Genomic DNA, 12,369 nt, shown 5'->3' on the forward strand with positions numbered 1-12,369 from the left:
GGACATCATGTTCAAGAAATTCGAATGTATAAATCAGACACATAAAAAAAGCGCGACCCGATGAAGGTGTCGCGCTTAAGCCCGTCACAGGCTGAATTTATACACTAACGTGTAAACAAGATACCGCGTGAACGTCATTACCTAAAATGGTTGGCTTTGTCTTCGCACACTCTTCGGTTGCTTGTGGGCAACGAGTGCGGAATACACAACCCGACGGTGGGTTGATAGGTGAAGGAAGATCACCCTCTAGCATTTGGATTTTCTTATTGCGCTCAATATCCGGGTCCGGGATCGGAACCGCAGACATCAGCGCACGCGTATATGGGTGCTTAGGATCAGCAAACAGAGCCTCGGCCTCGCCAAGTTCCACGGCATTACCTAAATACATAACTAAAACGCGATCTGAAATGTGTTTAACGACAGACAAGTCATGCGCAATGAATACCAGAGAAAGCCCTAACTCTTTTTGAATCTCTTTAAGTAGGTTAACCACCTGAGCTTGAATAGATACATCAAGCGCCGATACTGGCTCGTCACAAATGATCATCTTAGGCTTAAGGATAAGCGCACGCGCTATCCCGATACGCTGACACTGACCACCCGAGAACTCGTGTGGGTAACGGTTAATCACGTTAGGTAATAGGCCAACTTTCGCCATCATCTCTTTAACGCGATCTTTCACTTCCTGCTTAGACAGTTCTGGATAGAATGTCTCAAGAGGTTCAGCAATGATATCACCAACAGTCATACGCGGATTCAGCGATGCCAATGGGTCTTGGAAAATCATCTGAATTTCTTTACGCGTCTCACGGCGCTGAACGCTTTTCATTTTAGTAAGGTCTTGACCCAACCAAACTACTTGGCCGTCAGTAGCTTCAACCAGACCAATGATGGCACGAGCAAACGTCGATTTACCACAACCTGATTCACCTACTACACCAAGCGTTTCCCCTTCGTATAGTCGAACGTTCACGCCATCTACCGCTTTCAGGCTCGAAGGCTTTGACCACGGCCATGCCGACTTTGAGGCAATGCTGAAGTGAACTTTCAGCTCAGAAATGTCCAGAATTAGTTTTTTGTCTACTGCGTTCATTTGTTCCAAGCCTCCCATTCAGAAAAACATGCACGCTGACGACCATCACCAAATGGTGTCAGAATTGGCGCCTCGCGCTTACAACGATCCATCACACGGTGACAGCGCTCTTGATAAGGGCAGCCCGGCGGTAGACGAAGCAAGTTTGGTGGATTACCAGGAATGGTCGGCAGAATTTCACCCTCAGTATCGAGGCGAGGAATCGCCTTCAGCAGCCCCTCCGCATAAGGATGGCTTGGATTGTAGAAAATTTCGTTTACGTTGCCGTACTCCATAGTACGGCCTGCATACATCACCAGCACCTTGTCACACGAACCTGCAACCACACCAAGGTCGTGCGTGATCATGATGATCGCTGTGTTGAACTCAGATTTCAGCTCATTCAACAAGTCCATGATCTGTGCTTGTACCGTCACATCAAGTGCTGTTGTTGGCTCATCGGCAATAAGCAGTTTAGGACGACATAACAACGCCATCGCGATCATTACACGCTGACGCATACCGCCTGAAAACTCATGCGGGTACATCGTGATACGCTTACGCGCTTCAGGGATTTTTACCGCTTCCAGCATGCGTACTGATTCTTCAAATGCTTCCGCTTTGCCCATGCCTTTGTGCAGCATAAGCACTTCCATCAACTGATCACTCACTTTCATGTAAGGGTTCAGTGATGTCATTGGGTCTTGGAAGATCATTGCGATCTGTTCCGCACGCACTTTGTTCAGTTCTTTTTCTGGTAAGTTTAGGATTTCTTTGCCTTCAAACTTTGCGCTACCAGAAATAATACCGTTCTTAGCCAAAAGGCCCATGATTGCGAATACGGTTTGAGATTTACCTGATCCCGACTCTCCAACGATACCTAAGGTTTCGCCTTGGTTGAGAGAGAAGTTCAAATCGTTTACTGCGGTTACGATACCATCTTGCGTGGTGAATTCGACGCGCAGATCTTTGACATCTAATAAGCTCATCATTGCTTCCTTAATCTTATCTTTTAATTATCTGTCTTTTGGATCCAGCGCATCGCGCAGGCCGTCACCAACGTAGTTGAAGCAGAATAGCGTCACAACCATGAACACTGCTGGGAATGCCAGCTGCCAGATTGCTACTTCCATTGTCTGTGCACCTTCTTGTAGAAGAGCGCCCCAACTTGTCATTGGTTCCTGAACACCAAGACCAAGGAATGATAGGAATGATTCCGTTAGAATCATACTTGGGATAAGCAGCGTAGAGTATACCGCTACAATACCCAGTACGTTAGGTACGATATGACGAGTAATGATTTTCCAGTTGCTTACACCACACACATGTGCCGCTTCGATAAACTCCTTGCTACGTAGACTAAGAGTCTGACCACGTACGATACGCGCCATATCTAGCCATGCGATAGCACCAATCGCAACGAAGATCAGCATGATGTTACGACCGAAGAATGTTACCAGTACAATCACCAGGAACATAAACGGTACCGCGTATAAAATTTCTAGAATACGCATCATTACGCGGTCAACTTTACCGCCGATGAAACCAGATGCTGCGCCGTAGAGCGTACCAATCAGTACCGCTACAAATGCACCCATAACACCTACCATCAACGAAATACGACCTCCAATTAGCGTACGCACGTATAAATCACGGCCTAAGCTGTCAGTACCAAACCAATGGTCAGCATTCGGTGCAACGTGCATCGCGTACCAGTCAGTATCATCAAATGTGTACGGTGCGATCATTGGCAGGATAATAACGGCCAACGTCATTAGAACAAGAAGGAATAAGCTCACCATCGCCGCTTTGTTGCGCATGAAACGGATACGAGCATCTTGCCAAAGACTGCGACCTTCAATCTCCAAGTTTTCGGAGAATTTCTCAATCGCTTCTAGGTTTTCTTTTTTCGTTAACATAACCAAACGTCCCTGTTAGTAGCGAATTTTCGGGTCAATCATTGCAAGTAAAATATCTACAATCGCGTTGAATAGAATGAATAGGAAACCAATCAGAATGGTTACCCCCATTACTAGCGAGTAGTCACGGTTAAACGCAGCGTTAACGAATAGTTTACCAATACCAGGCAGACCAAAAATGGTTTCGATAACAACGGAACCGGTGATGATACCTACGAAAGCTGGACCCATGTAAGAAACAACAGGGAGAAGTGCCGGCTTAAGAGCGTGTTTGATAATGATATAACGGTAACTTAGACCTTTAGCACGTGCCGTACGAATAAAGTTACTGTTTAGGGTTTCGATCATCGAACCACGCGTAATACGAGCAAAGGTAGCAACATACAGTAGCGACATACCAATAACAGGAAGCACTAAATACTGCCAGCTACCATCTTGCCAACCGCCCGCAGGGAAGATATTCCAGTGAAGCGAGAATATGTAGATAAGCGCAGGCGCTAATACGAAGGATGGCATTACGACACCAAGCATCGCAGTCGACATAATGGTGTAATCAATCCAAGTATTTTGCTTGAGCGCAGCAATGGTACCGACGGTAACCCCCATTATCAAAGTAAAGATAAAGGCGATGAAGCCCACTTTAGCCGAAACAGGTAAGGCAACCGCGATCAGCTCGTTTACTGAGTAATCAAGGTATTTAAATGACGGTCCGAAATCGCCTTGGATAACATTGGTCAAATACGTGGTGTATTGTTCAAATACAGGTTTATCCAAGCCATATTTAGCTTCGATATTTGCCATTACTTCGGGTGGCAATGGACGCTCTGTCGAGAAAGGGTTTCCCGGTGCAAAGCGCATAAGAAAGAAAGATACGGTGATCAAAACCAACATTGTTGGGATCGCCTCAAATATCCTTTTTGCGATGAATTTAAGCATAAACTCACTCTTTCAGTCTGTGACAGTTAAATTAAAGAAGTCGTCCAATTCTTTTGGACTAAAGATAGGCGCTACATGCAATTTCTCACATGTAGGGCCTCATTTTTATAGTTCTATCGAGTTACGAATTACTCTGTGATGTAGAGATCTTTAGAGTAAATCTTGTCTTCCGCGTTATTTACTGGGAAGCCACCAACTTTCGGTGATAGTAGACGTGATTTCACGTACTGGTAGATAGGTGCGATTGGCATATCTTTTGCCATCAACTTCTCTGCTTCTAGGTAAAGTGCTTGGCGCTCTTCGTCAGAAGTTGAAGCAAATGCTTTGTTCATGATCGCATCGTACTCTTTGCTGTCGTAGTGAATACCACCAGTAGTGTTATTACTCATCATCAGCGTTAGGAAAGATGAAGCTTCGTTGTAGTCGCCACACCAACCTGCACGAGCAACCTCAAAGTTGCCAGAATCTTTGGTAGATAGGTAAGTTTTCCACTCTTGGTTTTCTAGCGTAACGTCTAGACCAAGTGTCTTCTTCCACATTGAACCCAGTGCAACCGCAAGTTTCTTGTGGTTCTCTGATGTATTGTATAGAAGGTTAAATTCAAGAGGGTTGTCTGCGCCGTAACCCGCTTCTTCCAATAGACGCGCAGCTTCTGCGTTACGCTCTTCTTGCGTCATTTTGCCGTATGCAGGAATTTCTGGGTTGAAACCTGCCGTAATTTCAGGTGTTAGGAAGTAAGCTGGCTTTTGACCTTGACCTAAAATCGCATCGGTCACAATGTTACGGTCAATCGCATAAGAAATCGCTTTACGCACACGAACATCATCAAACGGCTTTTTCTTCGTATTGAAGATGTAGTAGTAAGTACATAAGTTACCGGTTACCGACACTTCTTGTGGGTGCTCTTTCTTCAGACGCTTGAAGTGCTCTGTAGGCAGCTCGTTCGTGAAGTCGATTTCACCCGCTAGGAAGCGGTTCATTTCCGCTACTTGGTTCTCGATTGGTAGGAAAGTAACCTGGTCAAGCGTCGTGTTTTCGTTGTCCCAGTACTGTTCGTTACGTTTTAGAACCAAACGCTCGTTTACAACCCAGTTGTCAACAACATAAGCACCGTTACCTACAAAGTTCTCTGGCTTCGTCCATTGATCGCCGAACTTTTCAACAGTTGCTTGATGAACAGGTTTCACTGTCGTGTGGCCCATCATCATTACAAAATATGGTACTGCAGTATCTAACTCAACCACTAACGTGTGATCGTCAACCGCTTTAACACCTAACTCGCTCTTATCTTTTTTACCCGCAACAATGTCTTTTGCGTTCTTCATCTTGGTGTATTCCATGTACCAAGCATATGGAGAGGCGGTTGCTGGATCGACTGCGCGTTGGAAGCTGTAAACGAAATCACCTGCAGTGACAGGATCACCGTTTGACCATTTTGCGTCTTCACGTAAGTGGAAAGTGTATGTTTTGTTGTCTTCAGTTTCCCAAGATTCTGCAACACCAGGGATAGTGTTACCGTCCGCATCTTGGTTTACAAGGCCTTCAAGAAGATCGCGAATCACGTGGGATTCTGGAACACCTTGAGATTTATGAGGGTCTATTGTCGCAACTTCTGTACCGTTACCACGCACCAATTCTTGAACAGCAGCAAGTTTTGGCTCTTTAGAATCAGATTTAGCTTCAGGGGCTGGAGCCGGAGCAGGCTCAGCAGCTTGTTTCTCCGCAGGCTTTTCACCACAACCAGCTAGAGCGAGAGAAAGACCAGCACCAATAAATAAAGCGCGCGTGATTTTATTCTTATACATGCGTAAAACTCCAAATTTTTTCGTTAGCATCCATGACTTCTTTGTAAGGGCCTGGAACGGTCAGAGTTTTAGATTTTTTTAGTGCACTTTCTGAGCACAAAAGTCTAAAACCTTACAAAGACTGCGGCACACATTAGCAATCATTGAAGTAATTTGCCATAAAAATGTAGCAAAAAAACCAATAATGCTGACTAAACCACACATATCTAGCAGTAAACTCTAACCCCAAAGCATTCACCAGCCAAATAAAGACCAGAAGCGACATTTAACAGGCGAAACTTTCGATTAATCTGAGTTTAAACCATTTACTAGCATCTTATGCTAGATATTTACACATCATTTAACATTTATGACAAATCAAGTCTAACAAATAATTGTTTATATATTGGGCAAAAAACTTTTATTGTGAAGAATATCACCAGACAAAAGATAGGAAATATTGAAACAAAGTGAGCAATACAATGAAGATAAATACAAAAAAAGCTAAGTACCATTAGCACTTAGCTTTTTTCACTAGAATGCGGGTTAGTTCTATTTTTCCCAACGCTGTGCAGCTTGATGATCGGTGTCGCGCGACTCAACCCAACGATCTTCATTCGTCGTACGCTCTTTTTTCCAAAATGGAGCTTGGGTTTTCAGATAATCCATGATGAACTCGCACGCATCAAATGCCGCGCCGCGGTGCGCACTGGAAACGCCCACAAATACAATTTGATCACCGCTATCCATGTCTCCGACGCGATGAATCACGCGTACACCTAATAGTGGCCAGCGAGACTCAGCTTGATCACAAATGTCGCTCAAGCTCTTCTCTGTCATCCCCGGATAGTGCTCTAGATGTAAACCAATGACATTATCCCCAAGGTTCATATCTCGAACTTTACCAACGAATGTAACGACAGCGCCGGCAGCCGTCCCTTCAGATAGACGTTGATATTCTTGCTCAACCGAAAAGTCTTCAATTTGTACAGATACACGAGAATCCATCTTAACCCCCAGTTACCGGCGGGAAAAACGCAACTTCGTCACCTGCTTTTACTTGTGTATCCAAAGGGACGATGGATTGGTTCACTGCAGCAAGTAGCTTTCCTGGCTCGAGCGCTAAATCCCACTTGCCATCTTTCTTAGTGCCTTCTTCCACTAGATGTGCACGAATTGATTCAACCGTTTCAAACGGCCCGTCTAACTCGACACTGTCGATGCCAATCAGCTCGCGAGTTTGAGCAAAGAAAAGTACTTTAATCATGATTCCACCTTAAAGTGACCAGATTTACCACCCGTTTTCTCTAGTAGACGAACTTGACCAATGACCATGTCTTTTTGTACTGCTTTACACATATCGTAAATCGTTAGAGCAGCAACGGAAGCTGCCGTGAGCGCTTCCATTTCCACACCAGTTTTACCCGCAAGTTTACATACTGATTCGATGCGAACTTTGTTTTCTGTTTCGATAGCTTCCAGTTGAACTTCAACTTTAGAGAGTAGTAGCGGATGACAAAGTGGAATCAAATCCCAGGTTTTCTTCGCAGCTTGAATACCAGCAATACGAGCCGTCGCAAATACATCACCTTTATGGTGCTGGCCAGAGACAATCAGTTGAAGTGTTTCTGGGGCCATGTGAACAAATGCTTCAGCACGAGCTTCACGAACCGTCTCCGTTTTTGCTGACACGTCAACCATGTTTGCTTCGCCAGAAGCATTGATATGTGTAAATTGGGTCATTGTTTTTCCTTCGCTTTTAGGAAAGGTTATACAGATAGGTGTGGCATGAAGTTACAAGGGCGATGACTTGCATCCAACTGCTGTTTAATAATTTTTGTCCAGCCTGTGCGGCACGCACCAGTTGAACCTGGCATTGCGAAGATCACGGTGTGGTTAGCAAAACCAGCAATCGCACGAGACTGAATCGTAGACGTACCGATCTCTTCGTACGACACCATACGGAACAACTCACCAAAACCTTCAACTTCTTTATCAAATAGAGGCTTAAGTGCTTCTGGCGTGCTATCACGTGAGGTGAAACCTGTACCGCCAGTAATCATGATCGCTTGTACGCTTTCATCAGCAATCCATTGAGAAACAATCGCGCGGATCTTGTACATGTCATCAATAACAATTTGCTTGTCTACTACGTTGTGACCCGCTTCTTGAGCATGTTCAGCAAGGTAACGACCAGAGGTATCGTTTTCTTCAGTACGAGTGTCAGATACCGTTAGAACGGCAATATTTGCAGGTTGGAATTTGCTTTCAGCGTGACCCATTTGTTCACCTATTCTCTTAATTAGCTTTGATACGCTTGGTATCGATTCGGAAAAAGTTAGAGCCAGCTTATCAGTGAACTCGCTCTAAAAATTGAATGAAGTTAGCCGCCGATAGACGCGAGGTGTGGCGTCATACCAGTATTGCCATCATGCAAGAAATGGCTTACCGACTTGGTTTGTAACTGCGCCTGGATACGTTCAATAAGCTCACTCTCTTGCTCATCACGTTCCAAAAGATCACGCAATTCTACACCGTGGTCTCCAAACAGACATAGGTGCAGCTTACCCATCGCCGAAACGCGCAGTCGGTTGCAGCTTTCACAAAAGTCTTTTTCATAAGGCATGATAAGACCTATTTCACCCTTGTAATCAGGATGAACAAATACTTGCGCAGGACCATCATTATGCGAGCGCACTTTCAGCAACCAACCATTTGCAATTAGCTGGTTACGAATTGCCACTCCGGATACATGGTGCTTATTAAATAGCTCATCCATCTCACCCGTTTGCATCAACTCAATGAAACGCAGTTGGATTGGACGATCTTTTATCCAGTTAAGAAACGCTGGCAGCTCGTGATGGTTCAGATCTTTCATCAACACCACATTAACTTTTACTTGCTCATAACCGACCTCGAACGCACGTTCGATACCATTCATGACTTCAGTAAACTTATTTTCACCTGTGATTTGATGAAACATACGCGGGTCAAGGCTATCCACACTGACATTAATGTGGGTTAAACCCGCTTCACGCCAATCTGCGACTTGTTTTGCCATGCGATAGCCATTGGTTGTCGTTGCAACTTTTTGAATGCCAGGCGTCGCCGCTACTGAATGGATAATGTCGGTAAAATCTTTGCGTAAGCTAGGCTCACCACCAGTGATGCGCACTTTTGACGTGCCACAATCAGCGAATGCTTTTACGACCCGTTTGATTTCAGGGAGAGATAAAAAAGACGAGTTTTTATTGCCCGAAGGCTTATAGCCATCAGGAAGGCAATAGGTACATTTGAAATTACATACGTCGGTCACAGACAGACGCAAGTAATAAAACTTACGATGAAATTTGTCTTCGAATTGTTGCGCCACGGAACACCTTTCCAAACACGGGAGGCATGGCCATTTCCAATCATGCCCTTGTGACAGTATGCCACTGGCTCAAAACGCTTATCCAAGGACTTAGCAATAGTGAGCTCGGAGTTATGGCAACCAGAGATATGAAATCTCTGATAGCTTTGCGGTGTAAAATACTTAATATTTGTAATGGAATCCAGACTTGAGTGATAAAAAACTCTCTAGAGACACAATTTACCGCTAAGTGAGTACCTTTAAGACACTCCTTAAGATAAATTGTAGCCGTTTTTTATTAGATTATTAGAAGAACATAATGAATATCTACACAGATAAAAAAGTGGTCGCTGTTGGCGGTGGTCATGGCTTAGGTCGAATGCTGGCCGCATTACGAGATTTTGGCAGCAATGCAACTGGGATTGTTGCCACGACTGACAATGGTGGTTCAACAGGAAGAATTCGTCACTGCCAAGGAGGAATCGCTTGGGGAGACACACGTAACTGTATTAATCAGCTCATTACAGAGCCTTCGATCAGTTCTATGATGTTTGAATATCGCTTCAAAGGCACTGGCGAACTTGATGGTCATAATCTTGGTAATTTGATGCTTACTGCACTCGATAACTTATCGGTCAGACCTTTAGATGCCATTAATCTGATTCGCAATATGTTAAAAGTCGACGTTAACATCCTTCCTATGTCCGAACACCCTTCGGATCTTTCCGCGTTATCCGTAGATGGGAAGTGGGTTACGGGAGAAACAAATGTCGACGAAATGAAAGCAGACTTGCGACGTTTGGATCTTTCACCAGAAGTGCCTGCTACCAAAGAAGCCATCACAGCTTTGGCGGAAGCGGACGCGATTATTCTTGGCCCTGGCAGTTTTTTAACTAGTATCATGCCTCCTTTATTGCTGCCTGAACTCGGCAAAGCGATTGCAGCAAACACAAAAGCAAAAGTCATTTTTGTTGCTAACCTGAGTCCAGAATACGGCCCAGCGGGACGAATGACGATGGCTCAAAAATTAGAATGGTGTGAACGTGCCTGTCAAGGAAGAAAAATAGACGTGGTTCTAGCAGAGAAAACCAAGCAAGACGTCTTAAGTCAATGGAATGTAGTGACGGAGTCACTCGCCTCCTCTAACCGAGACTGGCGTCACGATAGAAACAAGCTCAAACTAGCGATTGAAAATCAGCTACAACTTTCTATTTAAGAGCACGTTACCTGGCTAGCGCCCTCTTTTAAGGTGTTTATTGATAATGAAAACCCTTCTGTCATCGAAGGGTTTTAGTTCAGGCATCCAGTAAGAACAGATGTTTACTAAGAAAAAATGGTTAATAGGAATAAATAGTTACTGTCGCCAAGAGCGATAAGCATCTCGAGTTTCGTGCAAAAGATCGAACATAACCTCTAACTCCTCAGACTCCGCAGTCAACTCACCGGCTTTCGCTTTTTTGTCTATGGACATCGCCAGTTCACAAAGGCGATCTGCCCCAAAGCTCGCAGCACTACTTTTCAACGCGTGGCTGATTTCTTTTGAGTAAGCTAATCGCTCTGCCCCCTGCAGTTGGGATAAGTTCTCGATATAGGTATCCATTTCTCCTAGGAAGATATCGAACAGTACAGGTACGTTGTCACTGCCAATTTCCATCGACAGTTCATCTATTTTTTGCTGATTTAATACATTTACACTCATACTTTTTGCCGCTCTTCCTTGCCGTTCCATGCCTGTAACTTGCGGTAAATCGTCGACGGACTGACATCAAGGTATCCCGCCGCTCGAGGAATATTGCCATCACATGCTTCAATCGCTTGCTCGATTGCCATTTTTTCCGTCATCCATAATGGCATAATCTCAGATGCGGTCATCGCTTTCGGCTCAATTAATTTAGCCACAGACGACGGACGGTCAAGCGGTTGATTCAACGGTGGCGGTAACATGTCCAACGTAATCTCTTTACCGTTGTTTAGAACAACGATATTGCGTAGCACGTTTTGTAACTGACGAACGTTACCCGGCCACTCATAGCTGTTGAATCGCTCGATGACATCAGGCGCAAAACGTATGAAGCTTTTTCCTTCTTCGTGTGACATGTAACCTAGCAGTGAGTATGCAATTTCAATAACATCTTCGCCTCGTTCGCGTAAAGGCGGTAAATGCAAAGGAATGACATACAAACGATAGTACAAATCTTCACGGAATCGACCTTCTTGTACCTCTTTCCAGGGATCACGGTTAGTGGCACAAACAAAGCGCACATCCACGCTCTTCATTTTTGAGGAACCCACTTTTTGGAATGTGCCCGTTTGAATAAATCGTAGCAACTTGGTTTGTAAATCCAAGTCCATCTCACAAAGCTCATCTAGAAAAAGTGTGCCGCCATCCGCTAACTCAGCTGCCCCTTGACGATCATTCGCAGCGCCAGTAAAGGCCCCTTTTACGTGACCAAACAGTTCACTCTCAATCAAATCTTTTGGAATTGCAGCACAGTTAATTGCAATAAAAGGTTTGTCACCACGTTTACTTGCTGCGTGAATAGCCTCGGCACATACCTCTTTACCAGTACCACTTTCACCTGTGATAAAAATACTCGCTTTACTGCTCGCCGCTGAATCTATCGTACGGTAAACCTGCTGCATGGTTTGGCTACTGCCGATAAACCCCTGATAGCTCTGATTGCCTGGATTATCGGCTTCATTTTTTAGCTTGGTCGCTTTACGAATTGCATTGTTAACCGTGACACGTAAACGGTCCGCTTCACACGGTTTAATTAGAAAGTCTTGTGAGCCATGACGCATGGCCTCGACAGCGGTATCGATAGAACCGTGAGCGGTCATAAAAATTATAGGTACGTCGGGATGACTCTTTTTAACGGCATGTAAAACGTCCATCCCCGTCATATCTGGCAGACGGAGATCGAGTAAAATAAGATCTGGAATTCGATGATTTAGGCTCTCAATGGCATCCCTACCTGTGCCGACAATATTGATATCTATGCCAAGCGGTGTCAGGTATGAGCGGTACAGAGCCGCAACAGATGCGGTGTCCTCGACCATTAAAAGGTAACGAGACTTTGGGCCTTCGGGTTTTTGTTGCATAACCTAGCTATTATTTTGTTGTGTTTTAAACAATAATCGCATTACGCTTTGCATTTTGCAAATAACATTAGCTAAATTATGGGCAAAGGAAAAAATTCAAAAATAATATCAATTATTTAAAAAGTGGCACAAACCATGCTGTAACGATAGTGACCCCTCGGGTCACCTAGCCAACTGACGTTGTTAGTGAACGATATGTTCACA

Annotated in this window: 13 protein-coding genes and 1 riboswitch; of the genes, 1 reads left to right on the forward strand and 12 read right to left on the reverse strand. The window is 44.5% G+C overall.

Annotated elements, in window-relative coordinates; all coding sequences use genetic code 11:
• Positions 1 to 97 precede the first annotated feature (97 nt).
• The 10 genes from oppF to moaA form a co-directional block, all read right to left on the reverse strand.
• Positions 98 to 1,111 carry a murein tripeptide/oligopeptide ABC transporter ATP binding protein OppF gene (oppF, locus tag IQP38_RS12055; protein WP_005387265.1) on the reverse strand — a complete coding sequence of 338 codons (1,014 nt, stop codon included), beginning with the start codon at positions 1,109 to 1,111 and terminating at the stop codon, positions 98 to 100.
• Entirely contained in the window at positions 1,090 to 2,061 is a 972-nt protein-coding gene (locus IQP38_RS12060; protein WP_005380792.1) for an ABC transporter ATP-binding protein, read from the reverse strand. The genes oppF and IQP38_RS12060 overlap by 22 nt, the downstream gene beginning before the upstream one ends.
• Positions 2,062 to 2,088: 27 nt before the next feature.
• Positions 2,089 to 2,991 carry an oligopeptide ABC transporter permease OppC gene (oppC, locus tag IQP38_RS12065; protein WP_017633861.1) on the reverse strand — a complete coding sequence of 301 codons (903 nt, stop codon included), beginning with the start codon at positions 2,989 to 2,991 and terminating at the stop codon, positions 2,089 to 2,091.
• A 15-nt stretch (positions 2,992 to 3,006) separates the two neighbouring features.
• On the reverse strand, positions 3,007 to 3,927 hold the full coding sequence (oppB, locus tag IQP38_RS12070; RefSeq protein ID WP_005380786.1) for an oligopeptide ABC transporter permease OppB: 921 nt from the start codon (positions 3,925 to 3,927) through the stop codon (positions 3,007 to 3,009).
• 128 nt (positions 3,928 to 4,055) lie between these two features.
• Positions 4,056 to 5,732 (reverse strand): ABC transporter substrate-binding protein, encoded by a 1,677-nt coding sequence (locus IQP38_RS12075; protein WP_017633862.1) that lies wholly within the window; start codon positions 5,730 to 5,732, stop codon positions 4,056 to 4,058.
• Positions 5,733 to 6,263: 531 nt separating this feature from the next.
• Positions 6,264 to 6,719 (reverse strand): molybdopterin synthase catalytic subunit MoaE, encoded by a 456-nt coding sequence (moaE, locus tag IQP38_RS12080; RefSeq protein ID WP_017821374.1) that lies wholly within the window; start codon positions 6,717 to 6,719, stop codon positions 6,264 to 6,266.
• Between the two features lies 1 nt (position 6,720).
• Positions 6,721 to 6,978, reverse strand: coding sequence for a molybdopterin synthase sulfur carrier subunit (gene moaD / locus IQP38_RS12085; RefSeq protein ID WP_005388938.1), 258 nt, complete (start codon positions 6,976 to 6,978; stop codon positions 6,721 to 6,723).
• Positions 6,975 to 7,454 (reverse strand): cyclic pyranopterin monophosphate synthase MoaC, encoded by a 480-nt coding sequence (gene moaC / locus IQP38_RS12090; RefSeq protein ID WP_005388936.1) that lies wholly within the window; start codon positions 7,452 to 7,454, stop codon positions 6,975 to 6,977. The genes moaD and moaC overlap by 4 nt, the downstream gene beginning before the upstream one ends.
• Positions 7,455 to 7,480: 26 nt before the next feature.
• Positions 7,481 to 7,993, reverse strand: a complete 513-nt coding sequence (gene moaB, locus IQP38_RS12095; protein ID WP_005388935.1) for a molybdenum cofactor biosynthesis protein B — start codon at positions 7,991 to 7,993, stop codon at positions 7,481 to 7,483.
• 101 nt (positions 7,994 to 8,094) lie between these two features.
• Positions 8,095 to 9,084, reverse strand: a complete 990-nt coding sequence (moaA, locus tag IQP38_RS12100) for a GTP 3',8-cyclase MoaA (RefSeq protein ID WP_017636052.1) — start codon at positions 9,082 to 9,084, stop codon at positions 8,095 to 8,097.
• Positions 9,073 to 9,207: riboswitch (molybdenum cofactor riboswitch) on the reverse strand. (Overlaps the previous gene by 12 nt.)
• A 175-nt stretch (positions 9,208 to 9,382) precedes the next feature.
• Between moaA and IQP38_RS12105 the strand changes: the two genes are divergently transcribed.
• The gene (locus tag IQP38_RS12105; protein WP_193837604.1) at positions 9,383 to 10,279 is read left to right on the forward strand and encodes a YvcK family protein; all 897 of its coding nucleotides are present in this window, start codon (positions 9,383 to 9,385) and stop codon (positions 10,277 to 10,279) included.
• A gap of 138 nt (positions 10,280 to 10,417) precedes the next feature.
• On the opposite strand, the gene luxU is transcribed toward IQP38_RS12105, so the two are convergent.
• Together luxU and luxO are read right to left on the reverse strand one after the other, a co-directional pair.
• Positions 10,418 to 10,762, reverse strand: coding sequence for a quorum-sensing phosphorelay protein LuxU (luxU, locus tag IQP38_RS12110; RefSeq protein ID WP_054576229.1), 345 nt, complete (start codon positions 10,760 to 10,762; stop codon positions 10,418 to 10,420).
• Positions 10,759 to 12,165: a quorum-sensing sigma-54 dependent transcriptional regulator LuxO gene (gene luxO / locus IQP38_RS12115; protein ID WP_005380768.1), complete on the reverse strand. Its 1,407-nt coding sequence runs from the start codon at positions 12,163 to 12,165 to the stop codon at positions 10,759 to 10,761. The genes luxU and luxO overlap by 4 nt, the downstream gene beginning before the upstream one ends.
• Positions 12,166 to 12,369: the final 204 nt, after the last annotated feature.

This window comes from Vibrio sp. OPT41 (genome assembly GCF_015163595.1).
GTDB classification, from domain to species: Bacteria; Pseudomonadota; Gammaproteobacteria; order Enterobacterales; family Vibrionaceae; genus Vibrio; species Vibrio alginolyticus.

Coding starts and splice junctions, on each gene's coding strand:
- moaB (WP_005388935.1), bottom strand. CDS start 7,993: ATGGGTCACGCTGAAAGCAAATTCCAACCTGCAAATATTGCCGTTCTA.
- IQP38_RS12075 (WP_017633862.1), bottom strand. CDS start 5,732: ATGTATAAGAATAAAATCACGCGCGCTTTATTTATTGGTGCTGGTCTT.
- moaE (WP_017821374.1), bottom strand. CDS start 6,719: ATGGATTCTCGTGTATCTGTACAAATTGAAGACTTTTCGGTTGAGCAA.
- IQP38_RS12060 (WP_005380792.1), bottom strand. CDS start 2,061: ATGAGCTTATTAGATGTCAAAGATCTGCGCGTCGAATTCACCACGCAA.
- oppF (WP_005387265.1), bottom strand. CDS start 1,111: ATGGGAGGCTTGGAACAAATGAACGCAGTAGACAAAAAACTAATTCTG.
- luxU (WP_054576229.1), bottom strand. CDS start 10,762: ATGAGTGTAAATGTATTAAATCAGCAAAAAATAGATGAACTGTCGATG.
- oppB (WP_005380786.1), bottom strand. CDS start 3,927: ATGCTTAAATTCATCGCAAAAAGGATATTTGAGGCGATCCCAACAATG.
- luxO (WP_005380768.1), bottom strand. CDS start 12,165: ATGCAACAAAAACCCGAAGGCCCAAAGTCTCGTTACCTTTTAATGGTC.
- IQP38_RS12105 (WP_193837604.1), top strand. CDS start 9,383: ATGAATATCTACACAGATAAAAAAGTGGTCGCTGTTGGCGGTGGTCAT.
- oppC (WP_017633861.1), bottom strand. CDS start 2,991: ATGTTAACGAAAAAAGAAAACCTAGAAGCGATTGAGAAATTCTCCGAA.
- moaC (WP_005388936.1), bottom strand. CDS start 7,454: ATGACCCAATTTACACATATCAATGCTTCTGGCGAAGCAAACATGGTT.
- moaD (WP_005388938.1), bottom strand. CDS start 6,978: ATGATTAAAGTACTTTTCTTTGCTCAAACTCGCGAGCTGATTGGCATC.